We start from the raw sequence: 23,323 nt of genomic DNA, 5'->3' as shown, positions 1-23,323 counted from the left end.
TTTTTTTAACTTAACCTCTGGTACCATTTTAGGGGAGTATTATAGATGGTGATGGGATTGCCCCGTTTTAGGTCGCCTGATAGCCTGGTTTGCAAATGATAACGAGTTCCAGGTCGAAGGGCCTGCATATTCCGTAGCGCACTACCGCCAAACATAAAGCTTGACATTCCCCTTAGCGGCCAAACGTCCTTCAAACTACCGTTTAGTCAGTTTGATAATGTCAAAGGGTTCTTGATATAGAGTTGCAGTGAGGGCAAAGTCGAAGAATAATAAATGTAGAAGATAAATGATTAGTCCGGTTTTTTTAACAATAGATAAGAAACGTAGAAATAACATCAGATGAAGTCGAGTCTACCTACCGGACAAGTTCTGACCATTAAAAAACAATTATAAACACATGAATATAAGCACTAGGGAAAAAGCAACCACCTTAGGAGGTGCTACGTGCCAAAACAAACTCAACCGGTTGGGTTTGTTTTTTTATGCCAGGCCATTTCTTCCGAAAGATTAGCACAAAAGGGAAGCGATGTAGGTTTGTTAAGGATGACCTCAGTCTGTATGCATTCTGTTTCTTTTTGTGCGATGGTTAGGATATTTCCGTCCTCATCCCAAATGGCACTTTGGCCTATAAAGGAATCGAGGGTTTCGCCAATTATTTCGGTTCCGGTTCGGTTGCACATAGCCAGTGGTGTACAGAACTCCATTGACCGTGCTCGGGCAATGATAGGCGTTCGCTCGGAACCAAACGCACAGGGTGCGCAAATCAACCCGGCTTGCTGGGTTTTAGCCTGCCTAAATAGGTCTGCATCCCATAGGTCGAAACAGGATATAATTGCTATTATGCCCATGTCTGAATGAATGGCGCGGAGTCGCTTGGACTTGGGAGGTGAAAAAAAGGATCTTTCAAAATCCGTAACGTGGATTTTAGGTTGCATACCAACGATTCCGGTACCGTTGACTAGGTACCCCGCATTAAGGATTTTGTGATCATTGGCTACTGGGATGGTAAATACCAAATGTGTATCGAACTGATCCGCCATTTCAATCATCGCGTCCAATATATCGTCTACGTTCTTTTTTGCGGCGTATTGAATCCATTCCTCCTTAGCTAAAAAATACCCGGTGGTACAAAGCTCGGGAAGGACGACAATGTCCGCATTGGCCTCTTTTAGACCATTCTGAATTCTCGTCAGGTTGGTTGCGGGATCGTTTTGTGCTACCGGGAATTGAAAGGCCGAAACTGTTATTTTCCTATCCATCAGTTGCTCCTTTATAGGTGTCATGCAAAAGTATACATATAAGAAGAATTGATGGGTGAACTTGTAAAGACGAACGGTATTTTTCCTTCTGGGCTGCAAAAAAAACAGTCAATCGCTAAATTCAGGTTGACCCTCGCCATTCCACCAACCAAGTAAAACCGTTTCACTACCAAGCTTCGATTTCACGGAAACAGCTAATAAGGTACCTCTGTCTGTTGTAGAAGGGTTTTGCAACTATCTTGGTATCACCATCAGTAACTTTCTTTTTTGGATTTCAACACAAACAGTGTAAGGCAGTGATCTACCCATGAACGGTGTGTTGGATTTTGCTCCTAGAAGCCAATTGTTTTTGATGACATTTTTACCACGCTGCGATGTAGAGGTATAATGAACCTATGGGTCTAAATTGTTGACTTATGAACAATTCTGAATAACAGCTATTCATTGATGCGAATGTCCAAGGGTAAAAGTTGTCCACGAAAATTGGACTTAATCGTCGGGTATTGTATATTTCCGCTTTAAACTAAGTAATGCGGAAATATTCTTTTGATAAATACAGTCAGCGGGAAACATCAACGTCTATCAACAGGTCTTTGATGCCGGCGGAAGTTCGCGAGGCTCCCGATCGATCATAAGTGATTACACCTCAGGCCCGCAATTTCATCCAAGGGTTACAGCCATAGAAAACGGGTGGGTGGCCGTATGGCAATCCACGGGACAGGACGGGTCGGGGCATGGTGTGTTTATGAAAGTGTTCCAGCTCGACTAGCTACGCTGGCAGTCGTGGTAAACGTAGAAAAAGATCTGAAAATGCGCGGTACGCTACACCTGCAATACCACATTTCCTTTTTTGTGGCCAGTGTCCACGTATTGGTGTGCCGCTACAATTTCCTGCATGGGATAGGTCCGGTCGATGGTGGCGTCGTATCCGTGGTGTTCAAAAAGCTCCTTTAGCAGTTCCAGTTGCGCGATGTTTTCGGAGGCGTAGTCTAGGCCTGCCACAGATAGGTAGAGACCCTTGGGTTTCAGAAGATGCTCAACCGAATGTTTTTTGGTCTTGCCTACGGCGTCCAAGAACAGGTCAAACTGCTGGGGTAATTGGGTGAAATTCTGCGTATCGTACGTTACGACGCGGTCAGCACCCAATCGGGAAGCCAAATCCGCACCGCTTGAACTGCACACAGCGGTCACCTTGGCTCCATAGTACTTGGCGAGCTGCACGGCAGCTGTTCCCACGGATCCGGTTGCCCCGTAGATCAATACCTCGGGATGGGCTTTTGCCGGTAACTTGGCTTTTTCGAGAAAGTAGATGGCTGTTTGGCCGCCAAAGGGCAGGGCTGCAGCCTCTTCAAAAGTGGCATTTTGGGGTTTTGGCAGTACGTTGCCTTTCGCTTTAACCGCAATATACTCCGCATAGGTTCCGAACTGAAACCCCGTCATGCCGAATACCTCGTCGCAGGGGTTGAAGTTAGAAACGTCTTGTCCTATGCTTTCCACTATGCCCGAGAATACGGTTCCCAAGATGGGTTTTCGCGGCTTTCTGACGCCCAACACCAGCCGCATAATGACTTTCATCAAACCCTCTACTTGCAGTCCCCGTACGCGCACGTCGCCGGAATTGACCGCGGTTGCCCTGATTCTGACTAGGATTTCGTCTTTTTTTGCATGGGGTTTGGGTACATCTGCCAATTGCAATACTTCAGGTCCGCCATAGCGGGTACAGATTACGGCTTTCATGGTGCTCATGGGAATGGAAAAATCTTGGTGGACAGGTTTGTGGTTCTTGGCACAAGGTATTCAAAAGGTGCTGCTTATGCAAGAGGCCCTGAAAGGCAGCGGTGATGGCTGGTTTTTTTCTACATTTTTTGCTATCATGCCTTCTAAACCTTTGGATCAGTCAGCCATGAAAAATTCTACTAGCAGAATAGCGTATGCTACCTTGCGGGGCGTGTTTAAGTCCGTGTTGGAAAGTAGGGGATTCGATGCCGAAAAGGCCTCGCTGTGTGCGGGGTTGTTTGCAGATGCCAGTCTGGATGGGGTAGCTTCCCATGGACTCAACCGCTTTCCGGAGTTCGTGCGCTTGGTGGATGCGGGCATAGTCGATCCACGGGCGGAACCAAGCTTGGATTTTGCCTTACCCATTTTTGAGCGATGGAATGGCAATCTCGGGGCGGGGCCTTTGAATGCGCATTTTTCGATGGGCCGGGCCATAGCCATGGCAAAGGAACAAGGGATGGGTGCAGTAGCGCTCAGGCGAACCAACCACTGGAAGCGTGGAGGCAATTTTGGGTGGCAGGCCGGCCGAGAGGGCTGTGTGGCCATTTGCTTTACCAATACCCTTCCCAATATGCCCGCTTGGGGCGCAAAGGAACCTAGGCTGGGAAACAATCCGCTGGTTATTGCGATTCCCCGCGATCCCGAGCCCATCGTATTGGATATGGCCATGACGCAGTTTGCCTATGGTAAAATGCAGGCCTACCTTCGGGAGGGCAGGCAAATGCCTTTTGCTGCGGGTTTTACGGCAGGTGGAGAAGTAACGCAAGATCCCAAGGAAGTGCTTGCGAGTGGTTTGGCCATGCCCATGGGGATGTGGAAGGGGGCTGGTCTCGCCATGATGCTGGATTTGATCGCTTCGCTGCTTTCCGGGGGACTGGCTACGATGGATATTGGCAAGCTGGAGGAGGAACATGCCATTTCCCAGTTTTTTCTTTGTCTGTATCCACCCAAATTGGGGCTGAACCAGGAAACCATAAACGACCGGCTGATGGTCTGGGTTGAGGACCTGAAATCCGCGGATACCTTTTCCGGGGAATCCTCCCAATACCCCGGGGAGCAGTCCCTTAAAAATCGGGCAGATAACCAACGGCTAGGCGTTCCCGTGGACAGGGAAATCTGGAAGCGCGTATTGGGAATGATCTAATGAGTTTCAGCCTTGATGCCTTCAGGTTTTCCCCCCCCTAGGACGAGGATGGTAAAAGCGCCTTTCTATCCTAGGAATCGTTAGTGTCCTTTGGCGTGATGCACCACTACGGCTGTTTCCAGCACTTCGTAAATAAGCCGGTGTTCTTTGTTTATCCTACGAGACCACATGCCGGACAGGCTATGTTTTAGCGGTTCGGGCTTTCCGGTTCCTGAAAAAGGATGTTCGGTCAATTCTTCCAGAAGCACAGCTATTTTATTTAACAGGGGTTTATTGCCTGACTTTTTGTGAAAGGCAATATCTTCCTGTGCCCGTCTGGAAAAGTCTAAGCGGTAAGTCATTCCAGTCCTAGAAAACTTTTAATTTCCTTTTTCTCAATGCTTATAAACTCTCCCTTCTTGTACTGTTCTCTGCTTTCCTGGATTTTCGTTTCAAAATCAGGATCATATGACTTTTCTTTCGCCACCTCAAACCTGATTTTGAGGGCTTTGGCAAATGCCTTCAGGGCATCTTCCTGTTCTCTTGTTTCCGTATGGATTATTATCGTATTGCTCATGGTTGACTCAAATTAATAAGTGTATGTCTTTGTAGCTTCGCCAGTCCATGCAAAGGCTTTTACCAAAAGCATAAAAGGTTGCTGTTTGCTGGTGAACGTGTTTTGATAACGTGAATTTACACTAAAAACAGGCATGGTGAAAGAAAGAGCTTGAATTGATCTAATAGATAGGTATAATCCGTCGTTTAAAGGTACATCCTATTGTAAACGTAGTCCTTGTTTTAAACACCCCAGAACTCATTCCTGACCCTAATCAACCTGTTTGTAGTCCTAATCAGGTTTTACTAAAAAACTGGAAGCGTAATGATGATGGCTACCTATTCCGGCACGAGCGGTTCGGGAAAGTCGAAGACAGGCGGAAGGCCGAAGTGGTTGACGGTTTCGGGTGCGGCAGTGGTGAAAACCACCGTTTTAGTCTACCAGTACCACGAAATATTGGAGATTTATACTTTTGAGGATCTGCCTAGAAGTTAGCTCCATAAAAAAGGCTGCCCATTTCGGACAGCCTCTTTTCTAGCTTTAATCAGTCGAAATTAGTTTATGGCCGAAGTGCCTGAGCTGCTATTCCTTCTGAAACACCCGTACATAATCCACGGCCATCTGCTGTGGAAAGATGGTGGTGCTGTCCGGATTGCCGGGCCAGTTGCCTCCTACTGCCACATTCAGGATAAAGAAAAACGGAGCGCGGAACTCATCCATGGACGCGGGGCTTATGTCCTGTTCGTGGTAAACCACGTCGTCTAGTAGCCATGTTATCTTGGATTCATCCCAGATAACGCTGTACACATGGAAATTATCCGCCAACTTGGCCCCGCCTGCCAAGGTTTTTTTACCACCTCGGTAGGCATAGGAGCCATTGTTGTCCCAGTGCAAGGTTCCGTGCACCGTGTCATCCCTACCGGTGGCGTTTCCACCGATCATTTCCATGATGTCGATCTCCCCGCAGGCAGGCCAGCTGACCTCAGTGATGCTTTCACCAAGCATCCAGATCGCCGGCCAGATCCCTTGCCCCCTTGGCATGGCTGCTCGAATGTCCATTCTACCGAATTGGAAATTCCGGGTTGCCTGGGTTTTTAATCGGGAGGAAGTGAAATTTTTCCCCCCGAAGTTTTCCCGCCTGGCGGTGATAATCAGATAACCGTCTTTCAGTTGCGTATTCTCCCTACGATAAAACTGCAGCTCATTGTTTCCCCATCCACACAGGTTGGGACAGCCGTCACCCAGGTCAAATACCCAATCGGATGAGAGTGTGCTGGAATTAAACTCATCGTTCCAAACCAGTGAATAACCATCGTAGGACATGGGGGATTCAAAACCGGTGGTCGGAAGTCCAATGCCCAATAGCTGCTCTGTTATGGTCACCGCTTCCTCGCGTTTGATGAAATCGGCTTCGGTAGCATGTGCCTGCACCGTGATGGTATAGGTGCCGGGGACTGTGTACCGAAACGACGCCGAGCTGCCCGTGGCGAGTTCTGGCTCTTGGTTGCCGGCCCCGAAGCCAATTCGGAAGAAATTGGCCCGATCTGCGGAGAAATTCACGCGAACCATCCCATTTTCCAGTATTTCTACCGCCACATTTAGGTTGGAGGGCAGCAAAACCTGGTCTTCAACCGGATCCGAGTTGCACGCATTTGCAGCTGCAAGGAAGAAGAAGACGAATAGCGCTTGAATTGCTTTTGCCATGACAATCATAGGTTAATCGTTTGCGGGTACAAGCACGAACGTCCAGAATACGCCACCATTTCCTGAGATGTCGATCGTCAACGCCAGTTCCTGGGAGGTTCGATCATAGCTAATTACGTCATAAATGACCGTTTCGTTTGCCCGTGGAGGCCCTGCTTGGTATTCGCCGCCATTGTAAGCCTTGGGCAATGCAATAAAGGCCCCCGTTCCGGTTACAGACAGTTTGGCATTGTCTCCACCCGATGCCGGGGTAAAGGAAAACTGATGCGATCCGGCTCCCCAGGCTTCACCTACCGTGCCTACGAGAGCGTCCGCATCTTGGCAGCCATCCGGTATGCCCATGTAGGCTTCCCCAAATACATCACCCCGTGGATCGTAGGTATAGGTACCATCATCGTTGAAAATAAACCGGTCGTTGAAGAGGCAGGGTCGGTCACCACTTATGTCGTTACCACTCGGAAACCACTCGTCGCTCCCGGGAACGGGACCTACACCGAATGCACCGGCGGCAGGTTTAAGCTTCCAAGCCTTTTCACCGTCGCCGATCAGATCGTTCCGGGTCAATTCGGATAATCCAAGGGATTGGTCCGCAGCAGGTACCAACACAAAGTTCCAGAATACGGATCCATCGCCAGAGATATCAATGGAAAGCGTCATTTGGCCGGTCGTCGCATCGTAGGCAGTAATCTCATAGGTAACCGACTCGTTTTGCCGAGGTGGGCCGTTTTGGTATTCGCCGCCGTTATAGGCTTTCGGCAGGGCAATAAAGGCACCTGTGCCGGTCACCGTGATCTTCGGAAAGGTAGTTGGCGTGCCCGGTGTAAATGTGTAGCTATGCGATCCCGATGCCCAGGCTGCGCCCACAGTTCCTTCAAGCGAGCTTTCAGGCTGGCAGCCGTCCGAGATACCCATATAGCCCTCTCCAAAGACATCGCCTTGCGCATTGTATACATAGCTGCCGTTTGAAGAAAAGATGAACAGGTCATTGAACAGACAAGGTCGGTCTCCACTGATATCCTGGCCGTTCGGGAAAAACGCGTCACTGCCCCTGGATGGGCCCACTCCGAATGCCCCGGCTGCCGGATTGAGCATCCATACTTTTCTTCCGTTACCAACTAGGTCGTTTACTGTGAAGTTAACATCTGGATTGATGGGTTCTGGTTCCGGTTCGGGTAGTGGATCAGGTACAAAACCTTCCGGGATAAGCCGTATATACCAGGCCAAGTCGGTATTTGCCTGGTCGACAAATCGAAGGAACATTTCGTTTTCGGTAAGACGGACAATCTGATAGGTGCGGCCTCCGGCGAAGTATCCTAGGAATCCACCGGGAGAAATGGTAAGTTCTGGCAGTGCACCTTCTGCTTCGACGAGGGACCATCTCAGTCCATCCGGAGCTTCATAAGGCGCAGATAGGTCACCCACACCGGGATCAAAAGCACCTGGGAAATTACTTCCTTGCGCTGCGTTGATATACACAAATCCATTGGTCTCCATTACAAACCTAAATCCGTCCAGGAAGAAGGTATAGCGGTCTGTGTACATGCCGGAGCCTTCTTTCTCAAATGCAGCGGCTTGGTACCACTCGGGGAAGTTGCCCGCAGGAGAAGACGGATTCGGTCCTACACCGAAATGCCCCGGTCTACTGGCATCGATTTTCCATGTTTTACCTTCCGTGGCATCCACACCTCCTGTAAGCATATTGAAAATGGGACGATCCAGGAGAAGAGGATCCGTCTCAGCGATCACGACGTCCCGTGAGAAGGTGACACTGCCTCCCGAGTTGAAGATGGTAAGGGAAACCGTGTAGGTGCCTGCAAGGGGATAGGTTCCGGTAACGGTTTTTCCTTCGCCTGTTTGGCCATTACCTAGATCCCAGTTCATCATAAAGAAATCTCCGTCTGCCGTGAAGCGAAGGATATTGTCACTTTCGGGCGTGGACTGAAAGCTGAAGTTGGCATCCGCCTCGGTAGGAGGTGCCCCTTCCAGGCGGTATTCTTCCACGCAGCTCCAGACTGCCAACAGCGGCAGCAGAAGCCAAGTATATTTTAGTATCTTTTTCATGTGTCTATGTTTGTTTTTAAGCGGTCAAAACGTGCCTCTACCAAAGGGATGAGTCAACTATCGGGTTGGCCATCGTTCTAGGCAGATTTGTCGTATGCACGATTCTTCCTAAATCCGAATTAATACCCTGGGTTTTGGCTCCAGTTACCCCCGGCAAGGTCTATTTCCACCTGGGGAATCGGGAAAAGCTCGTGCCTGCCCGGTACAAAGCCACTGATTCGGCCGGCAGCTTGTCCGGTTCGTACTAGGTCCCAGAATCGGTACCCTTCGCCGGAAAGCTCAAGTCGTCTCTCGCGCAGGATCGCCTGATAGAGGGCGTCTCCGGTCGCATTGATCGCCGGCATCTGAACACGTGCCCGCACCTTGTTGAGTTCGGTTCTCGCGCGTGCATCGTTACCGGATCGCTGGAAAGCTTCTGCGGCCATTAAGAGCACATCGGCCCAACGGATCACCCGGTAATTAAGTGGGCTGGTCAAATCGTCATCCGGAAGGCCACGCTCATCGGCGCGTTTGATATACTTGTTATTGTAGAACCCGGTATGGCCGCCGCCCCCGATCGCATAGGAGATTTCAGATGGATTGGGTTGGGCGGCGATGAATGCCTCTATATCCAATACAGTGGCTTCCCTTCGGAGATCGCCCTCGTCAAATTCATCATACAGATCCTGCGTGGGCAGGTTGTAGCTGTTTCCGTCAGCATAGAAGGGGCCTTCATACTGGCGGATTCCGTGGAATCCCACGGCAGCATTTCCGTTCAGACAGATGAGGCATCCGTAGTCCCCGCCTTGAAGACCGGAAAACTGAATGGTGAATACGTCTTCATTTACATTTTGGTTGACCACCAAGAACATGGTAGAATAGTCCTGAAAAAGACCATATCCACCGGTATTATTGTCGATAAGTTCGCCCAAAACGGTGGCGGCATCTGAAAACTTGTTTTGGTAAAGGAGGACCTTTCCCAAAAGCGCTTTTGCGGCGCCGGAGGTCATTCTTCCGATTTCGCTAACGGTGGCCGGAAGAACTGGAATGGCAGCCCGCAGGTCCGACTCGATCTGTGCGTAGATCTCCGCTTTTGGCGTTCGGACGGTGCTTGAGATCTCGTTGATGGAAATCCGGCGGTCAATGATCAGGGGCATGTCCCCAAAATACATCACCAGGTTGAAATAGAAGTAGGCCCGAATCATCCGGGCTTCGGCTAAAATTAGGTCTTTTCCGGGGAAGTCGATCTTGTCTTGGTGTTCAAAGATGTAATTCGCCCTTGCGATGCCGGTGTAGTTGACCCGCATTACGGCCCTCAGTTCTTCGTTCACTCCACCATGGGTCATGTTTTGAATCTCGTGCAGTCCCTGTGTATCGTTCACGCTTTCTCCACCGGCGATGGAGTTGTCTGACGCGATCTCACCGATCCAGATGTTCAGGTAAGCAGGCTGCATCATGTCATATACACCGATGATAGCCCTGTTGAAATCTTCAGGCGTGTTGAAGAAGTTCTCGGCATCCTGTGTGTACTCAGGATCCACATTCAGTAGACTGTCGCATGCCGACAATATTCCAAATGGGATGATTAATAACCATTTATATATACGTGTCATGATATTAAAATTTAATGTTAAGACCGGCCATTAGGGTTCTTGCCTGCGGGTATATGCCGTTATCTACCCCGGCACCAAGCGGGTTACCTGAACCCACGTCCGGATCAAATCCTTGGTACTTGGTCAGCGTAATCAGGTTATTGGCGGCCAAGTAGAACCTGAAGTACTGCACACCGATCTTTTGGGTAACCTCCGAAGGCAGGGTATACCCAAGCTGTACATTTCGCAGGCGCACAAAAGAGCCGTCTTCCACATAAAAGTCAGAAAAAACCGTATTTCTGGTAGGTCCGGTGGTCAGTCTGGGGAATTCGTTGGTACTTCCAGGTCCGGTCCATCTGGCTAAGTTGTAGCTCAACTGGTTTGCCCAGGGCTGTTGCCGCTCATAGTTTCGGATAATGTCCTGACCCAGGGCGGCGAAAATGTTGGCACCAAAGTCAATACCTTTGTAATCAACCGAAAAATTGAAGCCCATTACCATGTCCGGGATGGGAGAACCGATCATGGTTCGGTCTGAATCGTCCCCAAAATTGATCGCACCATCTCCATTCTGATCCACGAATCTGAGGTCTCCGGGTCGGGCACCTGGTTGGGTCACCGAGCTTGAAGCAATTTCTTCCGCAGATTGGAAGATGCCGTTTGTTTGGTAGCCGACAAAGTAGCCGATCGGGAAACCTTTCTGAAATCGGGTAGCCACATTTCCACCTACGCTGAAGGGAGCTCCCGGAATAAACTCAAACCCCTCTGGTACCGCTGTTACTTCGTTTCTAAGGAACGTGACATTGTAGTCAAATTTGAAATTCACGCCCTGACTTCTTGAAGTTCCATAGCCTAACTCCAATTCCAGTCCTCGGTTCAACACATCACCTGCATTGATTACCGGCGGCGAACCTCCCGGCCCATAGGACCCCAGTAGGGCAGACACGTCGGGCTGAAACAGCAGGTCTTTTGTGTTTTTGATGAAATAGTTGGCCGTAACATCCAAATTTCGGAAAAATGAAAAATCAAGCCCAATGTTTGTTTGGTACGTGGTTTCCCATTTCAGGTCTGGGTTGCTGGTGTTGCCTATCGCGGCTCCGTTTACTATAAGGTCATTAAATACATAGGTGGCCGAACCATTGAGCAGGCCCCTGTATCTGAACAGGCCGATTTGGTCGTTTCCTGACACGCCAAAGCTTGTTCGAAGCTTCATGAAGTCAATGGCACTGGAACTGAAAAACGATTCGTCTGAGATCACCCAAGCACCAGAGATGGCAGGAAAGTAGCCGATCCGGTTGTTTGGTCCGAAGTTAGATGACCCGTCTCGACGCAGAATGGCGGAGAAAAGGTACCTTCTCTGAAAATCGTACTCGCCCCGCACAAAGGCAGATGTAAGCCGCTGACGGCTTTGAAAGGAGCCTACGTTGTTCAGAAATCCTCCGGGAGCCTGGTTGGCAGAAATATCTGCGAAGGCTATGTCGTTGTTGGGTATATTGAATCCCGTGCCGTTTAGGCCTTCACTTCTGTTGCCAACCAAGGAAACCCCGAACATGCCTTTGATCCGATGGTCTTCGGTCAGCGATTTTTCATAGTTCAGAAAAGACTCGAGGTTGTAATCAAAGAATGTGTTGCGGGATTCAAACACACTCGCTCCACGTTCTATTTGGATTCCGCCCACGTCTACCAAAACCGGGTCCAAATTTGCATTTCGCGCCGTATTGGCAAACTTGCCGGGGCCATACCATACCAGTGGGTTGAAGACCTTGGAGTCTACCATGGCAAAATTGTAGCCGGCACGGCCCGTTACAGTGAAATTGCTGTTTATCTTGTATTCGACTTCCTCTTTGCCCACCAGCTTGTTTACCCAGGCATCGTTGTGGGTATTTTCCATCTGGGCCAGTGGATTGATGATGTCATTTACATTATCCAAGTACGAGTACCTGCTTCCCACAAAAATCGGCTCCGTAGGATAGGCATTGATGGTGTTATATAAAACGGAACCTATACCGCCCTGAGGTAGTGTTTTGCTCTCTTCCCGGGTGTATAGAAGTACGTTCGTAAATTTCACCCGGGGGGCAATTTCAGTGATAAAGTTGATCCGGGCATTGAAGCGATCAAAGTTTGCCTTGGGGCCACCGACTATACCTTGCTGCGAAAAGTAGGACCCGCCGATGGAATAGGAGGTTTTTTCCGATCCACCTGTCACCGTCATATTGTATTCCTGAATAGGGGCTGTCTGGAATACGGCATTTTGCCAGTCGGTACCTTCTCCAAGTTCCACGTTGTTGAAGGGCATTGGCTGCCCACCGGCAGCAAACGCTTCGTTTTTCAGTATGGCAAATTCCCGGGCGTTTAGCAAATCAAGTTTTCGTGCGGTTTCCTGCACGCCATAAAAGGCGGTAAAATCCATTCGTGGCTTGGTCCCGAGGTTACCTTTCTTGGTCTCAATCAGGATAACCCCATTGGCTGCCCGCACACCATAGATACCGGCGGTACCATCTTTCAGTACGTTGACCGATTCGATATCGTTCGGGTTTAATGCGTTCAGTCCGGCCGCATCGTAAATGACACCATCAACCAAAATCAGCGGGTCGTTGTCCCCAAAGGTACCGATCCCCCGGATCCGGATGTTGGAAGTGCCTCCCGGGGCACCGGAGTTGGTAGAGATGCTTACACCGGCCAACTGTCCCTGCAGGGCTTGATCTACCCGCGGCATGTTCATCCGTTCGATGGCCTCACCTTTCAGTTGAGAGGTGGCGCCGGTCAGTTCCTTTTTGGTGGCCGTACCATAGCCGATTACGACTACCTCGTTCAGATTGGTTAGGTCTTCTCCCAGCACCACATTGATCTCCGTAGCGTTACCTACGGTAATGGTTTGGGTTTTGTATCCGATAAAGGAGAACTGGAGGCGGTCTCCAGCAGAAGCATTGATGGTGAAATTACCATCCAGATCAGTCACCGCACCTACGACCGATTCGAGCTTCAGAATGCTTACACCTGGTAGTGGAAAGCCTGTGTCATCCGTGACTTGCCCTCTCACTACGTTTCCTTGCGCCCACAGTCCATACTGGATAGAAAGCGCGAAACATAACAGTAATACTCTTTTCATTTTTTATTTGGATTTATGAAGCCACAAGTTGGCGTTTAATTTTAGTTGGGCGAAATATCCGGTTACATCAATACTACATCAAGGCCTAATTCAGTCTTTCACAATAATTCATCAAATGAACTAAAAATGCTTGATTTGGTTAATTTTGCAGCATTTTCACCAAGCTTGTTTGATTCATTTTTTTGGAGAAGCTACTACATCACCGATATATCCCTTATCTTGTATGTCCAAACACTTAAACCCGAAATTGAAAGTATTGCTGATTTTATTGTATAGCCTTGTTCATGGAACACTGGCAATAGGCCAGACCTTGGGCCTTCCTTTTTCGAGGTACTATCCCAGTCAGGAATACAGGGGAGGAATCCAAAATTACGCAATCACCCAAAGCCCTGACGGATTGGTTTATGTCGCAAATAATTTCGGACTGCTCGAATACGATGGCATCGCATGGCGGAGAAATACCCTGCCCAACGGCTCAAAGGTACGTCATGTACAGCTGAGCGAAAGCGGATTGATCTATGTGGCAGGCCAGGGCGATTTTGGCTATTTCGGACCTAATGAAACGGGGCGGTTTGCCTTTTATTCACTAAAAGAAAAACTTCCCGAAGCCTATCGCAATTTGGAGGAAGTATGGCATGTCTTTCTTTCTACTGATGCCCTCTTATTTTGTACCGATCGTCAAATTTTTGTTTTCGATGCCACGCAGACCTTCCGGCATGTGATCTCCACCAAGAGTGTTTTCGAAAGTTTTCACGTTCATGGGAATCGACTCTTTGCGAATGAAGTAGGTACGGGGCTGCATTATTACCAACGGGGAGAGCTGCTGCCTCTTTTGGGAGGCGCTTTCTTTGAGGATAAGCGTATTGCCTCGGTCATCCAGATATCTGAAGACAGCAGGCTGGTGTTTACCCGAAGTGAAGGAGTGTTTCACATGGAAGGAGAGTCCATACGCCCTTGGAATGGAGCGTTGAGTAGTACAGTCAACACCGCCCTGCAATTGGAAAACGGCCATATTGCCGTAGGTACCCAGACGGAGGGTTTATATATCGTTACAGACCGAGGGGAGACTGTGCTCCATCTGGACAATGGGCATGGATTGAATAACAACGTCGTACTATCATTGCGGGAGGATTTGTCCGGCAACCTATGGGTAGGCCATTCCAATGGCATTACCTTGGTAGAGCTAAGCAATCCATTTCGGAAGATCAATCGGTTTTCCGGTTTGACGGGAACCGGGTACCATGCTACGCTATTTGAGGGGCGTATTTATTTTGGCACAAACAATGGCGTATATGTACAGGATTCACCGGATCGGCCCAGTGGCGATGCCGTGTTAGTGGAAAACTCCAGTGGGCAGGTCTATCAACTAAAATCCATTCAGGGCCGCTTGCTTGTGGCACACAATGACGGTGCGTTTTGGATCCGGGGGAACCGGGCCAAGCGATTGGAAGGACCCTCAGGTATCTGGTGCTTTCAACCCTTAGCGGGACACCCAAACCTGCTTTTGGTGGGTGGATATAAAGGATTGTATCTGTTTGAAATATTGCCCGATGATATCCGTTTCCTGCGTCAACTTAGCGGATTTGATGAGTCTAGCCGGGTGATAGAGCAAGATGAGTCAGGCTATATCTGGGTCACGCACGGCTATAAAGGAGTATACCGGCTGCGAGTGGATGAAAAGCTGGAGCGGGTGTCTGTCGAGGAATTTGGACCGGAGACAGGACTCCCAACCCCCACGCTCAATAATGTTTGGCGAGTGGGCAACCGGTTGGTATTTACGACGCAGGCAGGTGTGTTCCGCTTTTTGGAGGATAAGAAGCAATTTGAGCGGGATTCCTTCTTTCTTGATTTTTTCGGTCCCGGCGTGTTGATCCATTACCTGCAAGAGGATCCCCAAGGGAATGTGCACTTTATCGCAGAGGATCAGGTGGGGGTGCTGGAAAAGCGAATGGACGGGAGTTTTTTGAAGCATCACGAGGTGTTCAACCAACTCATCCCCCTGCTGAATGACGACCTGCAAAATATCGCCGCTCTCCGCCGAAACGAAGTGCTCTTTGCGGCAAATGAGGGTTTTGTACACTTTCGTATGAGCGACCATAGGTATAGACCATATCCTTATGCTACCCTTATCCGAGGGGTGTATCTGACGGGCGTCGTTGATTCGCTGATTTATGGAGGCAATCTTCGCATGACCGGTGCAGGCCATTCCTCCATTCCGCCAAAAATCCCCTATGCAAAGGCCAACATTCGGTTTGAAAGCAGCAATCCCACACCCAACAACGAAAACGAGCTCGAGTTCCGCTATTGGCTGGAAGGCCTCGAACCCGGCTATGGCGAATGGGGCAAGCGCAGTGATAGGGCATATACCAACCTGAGGGAAGGCAGGTATACGTTTCATGTAAGCAGCAGAAACCAGTTTGGAGAGGAAGCCGCAGAGGCTGTCTACAGTTTTGAGGTGCTGGCACCCTGGTACAGAAGCCCTTTGGCCTATGGCGTTTATTTGGTGGTTTTTTGTGTGCTCATGGTGGCAGGTTACCGAGTGGTGGAAAAGAGATACCAAAAAAAGGCACAACGACTGAAGCAGGCTTCCCGCCGGGTGATCGAAGAGAAGGAGTCCGTGCTGAAAACCACGCGGGAGGAGGTAGAGAAGCTTCGTACCGAAAAACTCCGCCAGGAGATACAGTTGAAGGACAAGGAGCTTGCCACGGCTACCATGCACCTGATCACCAAAAATGGCTTTATCGACAATGTGAAAGGAAACCTGACCGGAATCATCAAGAAAAGCAAGAACCAGGAGGTGAAAAACGAGATCCAGAAGCTTATCAAGCACATCGAAAAGAATATCGCCGAGGATGAAGACTGGGAGCAATTCGAGATCCACTTTGATCAGGTTCACGGGGATTTTATGTCCAGGTTCAAAAAATCCTACCCAGAACTTAGCCCGCAGGAAATCAAGCTGAGTGCATATTTACGCATGAATCTGAGCACCAAGGAAATCGCTTACCTGATGAATATCTCGGTGCGTGGTGTGGAGATTGCGCGATACAGGCTGAGGAAAAAGCTGACCCTGCAGCGGGAGGATAATCTGCAGGAATATATCTTGAAATTCTAAACCTCTCATTGGGGCATGTAATGCCAGGATGGGAGGATTTGGGATTGATGGCTTTTATGTAGATCTTACCAAAATTAAAGAGAACCTGATGATTACCAATAATTGGATTAAAAGTCGGCTGGGACTGCTGGCAATCCTACTGCTTGGCGTTGTAAACCCCGGGATCACGCAGCAGACTCCCCACGTTGTTTTTGAAAGATGGAGTGTACAGGAACTGCTGCCCGGGGGTCGCTTTGATGCCATTGCGCATGTCGGTGGCCACACGGTGGTTATGGGATCAAGAGGAAAAAACCCGGGCCAATTGTTCATCAGCCGGGACCTGGGTCAGACATGGGAAAACACCGGCAAAATAACAGAAGATGAGATCACCTGTATAAGCCATGGAGGAGGGGATTTGGTCTATTTGCTTACAGGCAAATCCAATTTTTACCGATCCGAGGATGGTGGTCAATCGTGGAAATGGCTAGGCACTATTTCCAACAACAAAAACACCGAAGGATATACACTTTCCTACGGGATTTTTGTAACGAAATCAGGTACGGTACTGGTCAGTGATACTGAATCGTCCGGTGGGCATATTTACCGGTCGGAAGATAGAGGGGATTCCTGGCACGACGTGGGCGTTGTCTCTCCGAGAGCCTTGTACCGGTTTCAGGGAACAGATCAGGGGGTATTGGTAAATGGCTGGCATGGGAGTATATACCGGAGTACGGACGATGGGCTTACTTGGGAGGAAACGGGGCGGCTTGCCGATAGCCCCCTGTATGCAACGGAGTATCTGGGGGATAATATAGTCTTGCAGGGTTCCGAAGCCGGCCATGTATACAGAAGCACCGATGAAGGGGAATCTTGGCAGGATTTGGGTAAAATCTCCGAAGCCGCCGACGATATGGTCGACTTGGGGAATGGAGCGGTTTTGCTGACCACCTACCGACAGGCGAAGCACTTGTATTTGAGCCTGGATTTTGGGTTGACCTGGGAAAATTTAGGGCCATTGAATACCGGTGTAGAGGGGGACTGGTTTGATCACGTCATCCAGATAACTCAGGAGGATGGCGTAGTTATGGTGGGCGGATCACATGCAGGCTTTGCCGTCCGGGGAGAGGTAAGGCGATAAGTGGATCCTGCCAGCGGGCTTGGACAGAAATACTTTCCTTTACAGAAAGAATAAAGAGACCAAGTGTCTGCATTACACTTGATCCCGATCTGTGTTTAATTGGAAATGGGAAGGACCGCTATGCCTTCGCAAGCTCCTTACAGGCTTTTACGAGCACATCCAATTCATCCAGTGTGGTGTAGAGATTTGGGCTGATGCGGCAGCCGTGGACGTTTGACCCGTCAATGGCAACGGTGAAAATTTTGTATTTATCCATCAGGGCCTTTGCAAAATCCGCCGGTTTTATGCCCTCGATGCCTACGTTTCCGATTGCGCAATGGCGCGCAGGATCCGCCGGCGTATTGACGATCACGCCGGGAATATCCCGAACCTTGCTGGTCCAATAGGTCTGCAAATACCGCAGTCGTGCTTCTTTTCGCGCTCCACCGATGGCATTATGGTAGTCAATGGCGTCGTTGATGGCCAAGTCGGTATGTGCGGGGTGGGTACCCACATGGTTAAGCCCGTGAATATCGGTGTGTGCGCTGGAGCCCTCCGCAAGCAGGGGCCAGATCTTTTCCGCATTTCCTTTTTTGACGTACAGAAGCCCGGCACCCAGTGGTGTGCTTAGCCATTTGTGCAGGCTGGAACCGTAGTAGTCGCAATCCAGATCCGGTAGATTGAACTGAAAATGCCCAAAAGCATGCGCACCATCTACGAGTACGGACACCCCTTTGCTGTGGGCCATGTCGCAGATTTTACGTACTGGCAGGATCTGACCCGTGATGTTGATGATGTGGGAAACCATCAGGAGCCTGGTCTTTGGCGTAATAACTCGGGCATAGAGATCCACGATCTCTTCATCCGATTTGGGGTGGTTGGGAACAGAAACCATGTTGTTTACGACTCCGTATCTTCTTGCGGCGAGTTTGAATTGGTTTAACATGGCACCATAATCCTGCTCTGCCATCACGGCCTCATCCCCTTCTTTCCAGTCGATGCCCGTAATGATCATATCCAGTGATTCGGTAGCGTTGCGCGTGATGACGAGCTCCTCCGGGCTGCACCCGCCCAGTGCAGCGAGACGGCCTGCGGTTGCGTTCTTGTCATTCCTTCGATGGTTCCGCATGTACCAGGAACCCTGGTAGTTTACATCGCGAACGTGTTGGATAAAATTTTCCAGCGTTTCCTGGGGCACAAAGCAGTAAAAGCCGTTTTCCAAGTTGATGTAGTCAGGCTTGAGTTTGTATCCTGCCCGTATCCTTGCCCAAAAATCCTCATCCGAGGCAAGCTGCGTGGGGGGTATATGCTCCACACCGGACAGGAGTTGCCCAAAGGAACTGACGCCCGGACTGGCCGTGACACCCAATGCCACCAGGTTTTTGAGGAAGGTTCGTTTTTTCATCTGTTTGGGAAGTTTGGTTAAATGTAACGAAAAAATGGCTGGATTTGAAAGGGATATTTTGTGTTTGATGCCTGTTTGTGGGTTTTGTAGTTGTTTTTTGTTCAGGATTCAATGTTTGGGGTTAAGGGTTCGTGGTTTCAATCCTAATAGTGCTGGATTTGGAATTGGAGGAAGCCCGGGCGCCTAGCTTGACGTTGTGGGTAATGCGAGAAATGCGGCTAAAAAAAGGGGAAAGAGGTAGGGCTTTTGTTATATTTGTAGGTATGAAAGAATTATCAAAACATATAGACCAAATTAAAGAACTTTGTTCTCTATACAAAGTTAACGCTCTATTTGCTTTTGGTTCCGTGACAACAGACAAATTTCGACCTGACAGCGACATTGACCTTGTTGTCGACATTGAAGAAAAAGACCCTCTTTCCTACTCTGACAGCTATTTTAATTTTAAGTTTCAATTAGAACAGCTTCTGCAAAGACAAATTGACCTATTAGAACAAAAGGCAATTAAAAATCCACACCTAAAGGAACAAATTGAAAAAACCAAAGTCTTAATTTATGCAAGTTGAAATTAAGACTTGGTTTGCTGAAAAAATAAACACTGCCCACAACAGCGTACAGGCCAGCAGCCCTGTATTGCGCCTGCGGCAGGGCTAATCGCCTGCGCGCAAAGCGTTAGATGTAAGTCGTTTCAATACTTATTGTGCTGGATTCGAGGCCGGAGGATAGCGATAGTTATTAATAATATCTCTCCAACATATCCGTGCAGCCTGTAGGCATCACGGTATTATAATGGATCAGTCCATTTTACTTTCCTTTCTCTTTGGTCCATTGATCAAAACGAATTGCAGCCTGTTTATGAGAAATGGTATTGCCACTTAGATACGTTTGATATCCTTCCGTTACGGCTTGAATTTCATCGCTCTCGAAAGTTGTGTTGGATTCGGCATCCAAGTAAGCCTCTAACCAGTCGTAAATTTCCTTTAATGTCGCTTCGTCGTCAATCGCGCTGAGCTTGTGGAGTAATTTAGCCTTTAACTGCATGGGGTGAATTTAGAAAAGGAGTAGTTTCAAGATAGTCTATTTGCAGGCATTTTGAAAACCGCCTCAGAAATCCCTGTGGGGCTTCCGCTTGTCGGGAGTTTTGGGTTAATGGAGTTGAGTCCCTTTTTCTGTTTCAATGGCCTCCCTATTCTGTTTATCCGGCGTCCCTGTTTGGAAGGGAACGGTTTTATCCTTGCAAATCCGGCCAAAAACAAGCAACTTGATCGTTGAAATTTTTATTGATTCATGGTGCAAGTAAAATCCAAAAAGAGCGTATGAGGTTGCGGGAGATTACTTACCTATGAAAAGTAGCGTTAATGCCAAATTCAATGTAGCGTTTGATAAAAATGAAGATAGAAAAAATCAGGATAAAGAACTTCAAAGTGTATCGGGAGGCCGAAATCCGGGACCTGCCGAATATGTGCGTTTTTCTCGGAGCTAATGGTGCAGGTAAGTCCACCTTATTTGAAGTCTTTGGATTTCTGAGCGATGCCCTTAAAAACAATGTCAAGAATGCCTTAAACAAGCGGGGTGGTTTCAAAGAGGTGTACTCCAGAAACGGAGAAGGGGATATCGAATTTGAGATTAAATTCAGAAACCCGGAAGTAGACGGCAAAAGACAGCCCTTGATTACCTATGAGCTTTCCGTAGGGATGGATCCAAACAAGCAGCCGGTGATAACCAAGGAAATACTCAGCTATCGAAGGGGAAACAGGGGAAGACCTTATCGGTTTTTGGAATTTTCCCATGGAAAGGGGAATGCCATTATCAATGAAAGTGAGTTCGAAACTGCGAAGCAGGAATTTAAAGAGCAGCGGGAGGAACAAACGCTCGATAGTCCGGACATATTGGCCATCAAAGGGTTAGGGCAATTTCAGAGATTTCAAGCCATCAGTTCTTTTAGGCGGTTGTTGGAAAATTGGTATGTTTCCAATTTTCAGATTCATGCGGCTCAAAACATAGAAGATACCGGGTTAAGCGAACACCTTTCTACCACAGGAGATAACTTGGCACAGGTGACCAAGTTTATCTATGAAAACCATATCGACATATTTAAGACGATTCTGCAAAAAATGTCCGAAAGGGTTCCAGGAATCGAGAAAGTAGAAGCGACAGAAACAATTGATGGCCGGATTGTGCTTCAGTTTTCAGACGGCAGCTTTAAAGACCCCTTTATTTCGAGGTTTGTATCTGATGGAACCATTAAGATGTTTGCTTATCTGATACTTCTCTATGACCCTAAACCTCACCCATTATTATGTATCGAGGAGCCGGAGAATTTCCTTCATCCTGAATTACTAGTTGAATTGGCAGAGGAATTTAGGGAATATGCCAATCGGGGGGGGCAAGTGTTTATCTCGTCCCATTCCCCGGATTTTGTCAATGCGCTTGAAATTGACGAATTATTTTGGCTAACAAAGGAAGAAGGTTATACAAAGATCGCAAGGGCTACCGATGATTCGCTGGTAAGAACATTGGCGGCAGAAGGAGATAAGTTGGGCTATTTATGGAAACAGGGGTATTTTAAAGGGAGTGGACCAAAATCCTGACACTATGGCGAGGATAGAGATAATGGTTGAAGAACCGTCTATGAGGGAGTTTTTAACTATTTTTTTACCGGCGGTTATGGATAAATTTTGGGTGTTAAATCAAAATGTGTTTATCCGGAGCTTCGAAGGAAAATCCGATCTTCAGAAGAATATACCTTCCAAGCTTAAGGTATATAGTAACTGGCACGAACCCATTGGAGTAATAATTCTGCAAGATCAAGATAGTAACGACTGCGTTGAGTTAAAAAATAAGTTAGTGGAATTATGTGCCCGAAGCGGCAATTGTAGAACGCTAATCCGGATTGTATGTACCTGGATCTTTTAGTCTGTCGAAATTTAAATTGATGTGTTGAAATTATTCAAATAGTACCTTTTCAAATGTTCCCACATACCTTCCCAGTCACAATTCATTGGAATTTGCATTTTTGCGATGGCAGCATGGCTGTCATCATACTGTGGCACCAACTGGGAAGCTGCTTTTGTAATTGAGTTTATTATATTAGTTTCTATAAAAAGGTCTTCAACACCGTTTCTTCTCAATTCCAATATTTCAAAACACGCAAAGTTTATTACGATTTCCTCTAGGTCAGAGATGCCTACACGGCCTTTTGTGTTCTTTAAGGCAACTAATTGTTCTTGGAGATGCCCCATATATTCATTGCCATCTGTTTTGTAATTTGTCATATTTGTTAATTTTTATTGTGTTTCAATGTGAAAATATAATATAATATTTCTAATTATTCACCAAGAGGTTTAAAATGAGCGTTGATTTTTTGTAAAACAATTGAAATGTTTAAAACGCAGCTAAAAGGATTATGTCAGTTAATTTCTATTAAATTAACGAATAACTTCTTATTTCCTAACTACAGAAGCCTTTTGGTTTGTAAAACAACTAAGAGGGACACTAGTAGTCGAATTCAGTACTGTTGGAATCCCCGTTTCAGTCTTTCATGAATTACCTTTTTCAAATCTTCAGGTTGAAAGACTTTGACTGAATCCGCATAGGACAATATTAGTCTTTCCAGTTCATAATTTAGAGTTACTTCAAGTTTAATTTCTAAAGTGTTATAATTCAGCCATTTTGATTTCTGTGAGCCATGGATTGGCTTAGTCTCAACATACCTCCCGGTTTTTCCATAAAAATGTAGAATTACTTTTTGAACCTCTGAACCCTCAGATTTGGAAACTCCAATCATATCCTCGAAGTATTCGTCCCAATTGATCGTTGTATTTTCAATAAATGGAATTGAATGCTCCTCGATTGTTACTATTCTGTCAATTGCCAAGTTCCAATCTGATTTCCCTGTAAATGGATTAAAACCAAAAAGAAACCACCTTCCATTGTATTGCTTTAAAAAATAGGGGTGGATTTCCAAATCAAAGGGTGAATCTTTCTGATAGGGTTGATAACTGATTTTTAGCGGAGTCTTATACCTAAGGGCACTATAAATTATTCCTAGGTGATCTGTACCCTTCAAAAACGCATTTGACTCAAATTCCATTAATCGACTTTCCGAATTGGTGGCAGTGATTCCTTGTCTAAGCTTCGGAATCATTTCACTAATCCAATCAAAATGGGGCATTCCTTTAAACTGGGATAGGATATCTACAGCCTCTTCCAATTGGTTTATCTCCAGTTCATTTAAAGGCATGTTGTTGATGGAAAAAGACAGGTCTTGATACCTGTAAAATACTTTCTTCTTATCTCTGTGCCTATTAAGTTCAACGGACCATCCATCCGAACTTTCCATAAAACCAATATCATCAAAAATCTGTCTTCTCGATATACCTTTGGAATTAGGGTCGATTTCCAAGAGAACTTTGTTGCATTCATCTATCAGATCCTCAATGAAATAACGCCTCCCAGGATTTCTGAAGCAATTATCTAGCACTTTGTAACGAATAAAGGCATTTTTATTTGTTGACATCTTTGTTAATTTGGGCTAAACGAAACTTTGTACCA

At 47.5% G+C, this 23,323-nt stretch carries 18 protein-coding genes; 6 read left to right on the top strand and 12 right to left on the bottom strand.

Annotated elements, in window-relative coordinates:
- Nucleotides 1–458: 458 nt before the first annotated feature.
- Entirely contained in the window at nucleotides 459–1,283 is an 825-nt protein-coding gene (locus ADIS_RS08725; protein ID WP_035805277.1) for a carbon-nitrogen hydrolase family protein, read from the bottom strand.
- A gap of 798 nt (nucleotides 1,284–2,081) precedes the next feature.
- Complete coding sequence (locus ADIS_RS08720; RefSeq protein ID WP_202900563.1) at nucleotides 2,082–3,005, bottom strand: NAD(P)-dependent alcohol dehydrogenase; 924 nt, start codon at nucleotides 3,003–3,005, stop codon at nucleotides 2,082–2,084.
- Between the two features lie 157 nt (nucleotides 3,006–3,162).
- Here ADIS_RS08720 and yiaK point away from each other — a divergent pair, with 157 nt between their 5' ends.
- The gene (yiaK, locus tag ADIS_RS08715; protein ID WP_035805296.1) at nucleotides 3,163–4,179 is read left to right on the top strand and encodes a 3-dehydro-L-gulonate 2-dehydrogenase; all 1,017 of its coding nucleotides are present in this window, start codon (nucleotides 3,163–3,165) and stop codon (nucleotides 4,177–4,179) included.
- A gap of 80 nt (nucleotides 4,180–4,259) precedes the next feature.
- Here yiaK and ADIS_RS08710 read toward each other — a convergent pair whose 3' ends face one another.
- Both ADIS_RS08710 and ADIS_RS08705 read right to left on the bottom strand, forming a co-directional pair.
- The gene (locus ADIS_RS08710; protein ID WP_035805276.1) at nucleotides 4,260–4,520 is read right to left on the bottom strand and encodes a Txe/YoeB family addiction module toxin; all 261 of its coding nucleotides are present in this window, start codon (nucleotides 4,518–4,520) and stop codon (nucleotides 4,260–4,262) included.
- Nucleotides 4,517–4,735 carry a DUF2683 family protein gene (locus ADIS_RS08705; RefSeq protein ID WP_010854072.1) on the bottom strand — a complete coding sequence of 73 codons (219 nt, stop codon included), beginning with the start codon at nucleotides 4,733–4,735 and terminating at the stop codon, nucleotides 4,517–4,519. Before ADIS_RS08705 ends, ADIS_RS08710 begins: the two co-directional genes overlap by 4 nt.
- 303 nt (nucleotides 4,736–5,038) lie before the next feature.
- Between ADIS_RS08705 and ADIS_RS22955 the strand changes: the two genes are divergently transcribed.
- Complete coding sequence (locus tag ADIS_RS22955) at nucleotides 5,039–5,209, top strand: hypothetical protein (RefSeq protein WP_010854071.1); 171 nt, start codon at nucleotides 5,039–5,041, stop codon at nucleotides 5,207–5,209.
- Between the two features lie 87 nt (nucleotides 5,210–5,296).
- Here the strand turns inward: ADIS_RS22955 and ADIS_RS08700 are convergent, their stop codons facing one another.
- The 4 genes from ADIS_RS08700 to ADIS_RS08685 form a co-directional block, all read right to left on the bottom strand.
- A complete protein-coding gene (locus ADIS_RS08700; protein ID WP_155907294.1) occupies nucleotides 5,297–6,418 on the bottom strand; it encodes a glycoside hydrolase family 16 protein in 1,122 nt (373 codons plus the stop codon).
- A 12-nt stretch (nucleotides 6,419–6,430) separates the two neighbouring features.
- Nucleotides 6,431–8,479, bottom strand: a complete 2,049-nt coding sequence (locus tag ADIS_RS08695; RefSeq protein ID WP_010854069.1) for a PKD domain-containing protein — start codon at nucleotides 8,477–8,479, stop codon at nucleotides 6,431–6,433.
- Between the two features lie 119 nt (nucleotides 8,480–8,598).
- Complete coding sequence (locus ADIS_RS08690) at nucleotides 8,599–10,071, bottom strand: RagB/SusD family nutrient uptake outer membrane protein (protein ID WP_035805273.1); 1,473 nt, start codon at nucleotides 10,069–10,071, stop codon at nucleotides 8,599–8,601.
- Between the two features lie 4 nt (nucleotides 10,072–10,075).
- The gene (locus ADIS_RS08685) at nucleotides 10,076–13,156 is read right to left on the bottom strand and encodes a SusC/RagA family TonB-linked outer membrane protein (protein ID WP_010854067.1); all 3,081 of its coding nucleotides are present in this window, start codon (nucleotides 13,154–13,156) and stop codon (nucleotides 10,076–10,078) included.
- A gap of 223 nt (nucleotides 13,157–13,379) precedes the next feature.
- Here ADIS_RS08685 and ADIS_RS08680 point away from each other — a divergent pair, with 223 nt between their 5' ends.
- Nucleotides 13,380–16,268 carry a ligand-binding sensor domain-containing protein gene (locus ADIS_RS08680; protein ID WP_081634893.1) on the top strand — a complete coding sequence of 963 codons (2,889 nt, stop codon included), beginning with the start codon at nucleotides 13,380–13,382 and terminating at the stop codon, nucleotides 16,266–16,268.
- A gap of 88 nt (nucleotides 16,269–16,356) precedes the next feature.
- A complete protein-coding gene (locus ADIS_RS08675; RefSeq protein WP_162141569.1) occupies nucleotides 16,357–17,385 on the top strand; it encodes a sialidase family protein in 1,029 nt (342 codons plus the stop codon).
- A 118-nt stretch (nucleotides 17,386–17,503) separates the two neighbouring features.
- On the opposite strand, the gene ADIS_RS08670 is transcribed toward ADIS_RS08675, so the two are convergent.
- Nucleotides 17,504–18,769 carry an aminotransferase class V-fold PLP-dependent enzyme gene (locus ADIS_RS08670; RefSeq protein ID WP_010854063.1) on the bottom strand — a complete coding sequence of 422 codons (1,266 nt, stop codon included), beginning with the start codon at nucleotides 18,767–18,769 and terminating at the stop codon, nucleotides 17,504–17,506.
- A gap of 158 nt (nucleotides 18,770–18,927) precedes the next feature.
- On the opposite strand from ADIS_RS08670, the gene ADIS_RS08665 reads away from it, so the two are divergent.
- Entirely contained in the window at nucleotides 18,928–19,335 is a 408-nt protein-coding gene (locus tag ADIS_RS08665) for a nucleotidyltransferase family protein (protein ID WP_238325412.1), read from the top strand.
- 238 nt (nucleotides 19,336–19,573) lie between these two features.
- Here ADIS_RS08665 and ADIS_RS08660 read toward each other — a convergent pair whose 3' ends face one another.
- Nucleotides 19,574–19,810: a hypothetical protein gene (locus ADIS_RS08660; RefSeq protein ID WP_010854060.1), complete on the bottom strand. Its 237-nt coding sequence runs from the start codon at nucleotides 19,808–19,810 to the stop codon at nucleotides 19,574–19,576.
- Between the two features lie 347 nt (nucleotides 19,811–20,157).
- On the opposite strand from ADIS_RS08660, the gene ADIS_RS08650 reads away from it, so the two are divergent.
- The gene (locus ADIS_RS08650; protein WP_035805269.1) at nucleotides 20,158–21,360 is read left to right on the top strand and encodes an AAA family ATPase; all 1,203 of its coding nucleotides are present in this window, start codon (nucleotides 20,158–20,160) and stop codon (nucleotides 21,358–21,360) included.
- Between the two features lie 336 nt (nucleotides 21,361–21,696).
- Here ADIS_RS08650 and ADIS_RS08640 read toward each other — a convergent pair whose 3' ends face one another.
- Together ADIS_RS08640 and ADIS_RS08635 are read right to left on the bottom strand one after the other, a co-directional pair.
- On the bottom strand, nucleotides 21,697–22,044 hold the full coding sequence (locus ADIS_RS08640; protein ID WP_010854057.1) for a hypothetical protein: 348 nt from the start codon (nucleotides 22,042–22,044) through the stop codon (nucleotides 21,697–21,699).
- 233 nt (nucleotides 22,045–22,277) lie between these two features.
- Nucleotides 22,278–23,288, bottom strand: coding sequence for a helix-turn-helix transcriptional regulator (locus tag ADIS_RS08635; protein WP_010854056.1), 1,011 nt, complete (start codon nucleotides 23,286–23,288; stop codon nucleotides 22,278–22,280).
- Nucleotides 23,289–23,323: the final 35 nt, after the last annotated feature.

Source organism: Lunatimonas lonarensis (assembly GCF_000390185.1).
GTDB lineage: Bacteria > Bacteroidota > Bacteroidia > Cytophagales > Cyclobacteriaceae > Lunatimonas > Lunatimonas lonarensis.
This window is presented reverse-complemented; position numbering and strand designations above follow the sequence as displayed.

Coding starts and splice junctions, on each gene's coding strand:
- ADIS_RS08725 (WP_035805277.1), bottom strand. CDS start 1,283: ATGACACCTATAAAGGAGCAACTGATGGATAGGAAAATAACAGTTTCG.
- ADIS_RS08720 (WP_202900563.1), bottom strand. CDS start 3,005: ATGAGCACCATGAAAGCCGTAATCTGTACCCGCTATGGCGGACCTGAA.
- yiaK (WP_035805296.1), top strand. CDS start 3,163: ATGAAAAATTCTACTAGCAGAATAGCGTATGCTACCTTGCGGGGCGTG.
- ADIS_RS08710 (WP_035805276.1), bottom strand. CDS start 4,520: ATGACTTACCGCTTAGACTTTTCCAGACGGGCACAGGAAGATATTGCC.
- ADIS_RS08705 (WP_010854072.1), bottom strand. CDS start 4,735: ATGAGCAATACGATAATAATCCATACGGAAACAAGAGAACAGGAAGAT.
- ADIS_RS22955 (WP_010854071.1), top strand. CDS start 5,039: ATGATGATGGCTACCTATTCCGGCACGAGCGGTTCGGGAAAGTCGAAG.
- ADIS_RS08700 (WP_155907294.1), bottom strand. CDS start 6,418: ATGGCAAAAGCAATTCAAGCGCTATTCGTCTTCTTCTTCCTTGCAGCT.
- ADIS_RS08695 (WP_010854069.1), bottom strand. CDS start 8,479: ATGAAAAAGATACTAAAATATACTTGGCTTCTGCTGCCGCTGTTGGCA.
- ADIS_RS08690 (WP_035805273.1), bottom strand. CDS start 10,071: ATGACACGTATATATAAATGGTTATTAATCATCCCATTTGGAATATTG.
- ADIS_RS08685 (WP_010854067.1), bottom strand. CDS start 13,156: ATGAAAAGAGTATTACTGTTATGTTTCGCGCTTTCTATCCAGTATGGA.
- ADIS_RS08680 (WP_081634893.1), top strand. CDS start 13,380: ATGTCCAAACACTTAAACCCGAAATTGAAAGTATTGCTGATTTTATTG.
- ADIS_RS08675 (WP_162141569.1), top strand. CDS start 16,357: ATGATTACCAATAATTGGATTAAAAGTCGGCTGGGACTGCTGGCAATC.
- ADIS_RS08670 (WP_010854063.1), bottom strand. CDS start 18,769: ATGAAAAAACGAACCTTCCTCAAAAACCTGGTGGCATTGGGTGTCACG.
- ADIS_RS08660 (WP_010854060.1), bottom strand. CDS start 19,810: ATGCAGTTAAAGGCTAAATTACTCCACAAGCTCAGCGCGATTGACGAC.
- ADIS_RS08650 (WP_035805269.1), top strand. CDS start 20,158: ATGAAGATAGAAAAAATCAGGATAAAGAACTTCAAAGTGTATCGGGAG.
- ADIS_RS08640 (WP_010854057.1), bottom strand. CDS start 22,044: ATGACAAATTACAAAACAGATGGCAATGAATATATGGGGCATCTCCAA.
- ADIS_RS08635 (WP_010854056.1), bottom strand. CDS start 23,288: ATGTCAACAAATAAAAATGCCTTTATTCGTTACAAAGTGCTAGATAAT.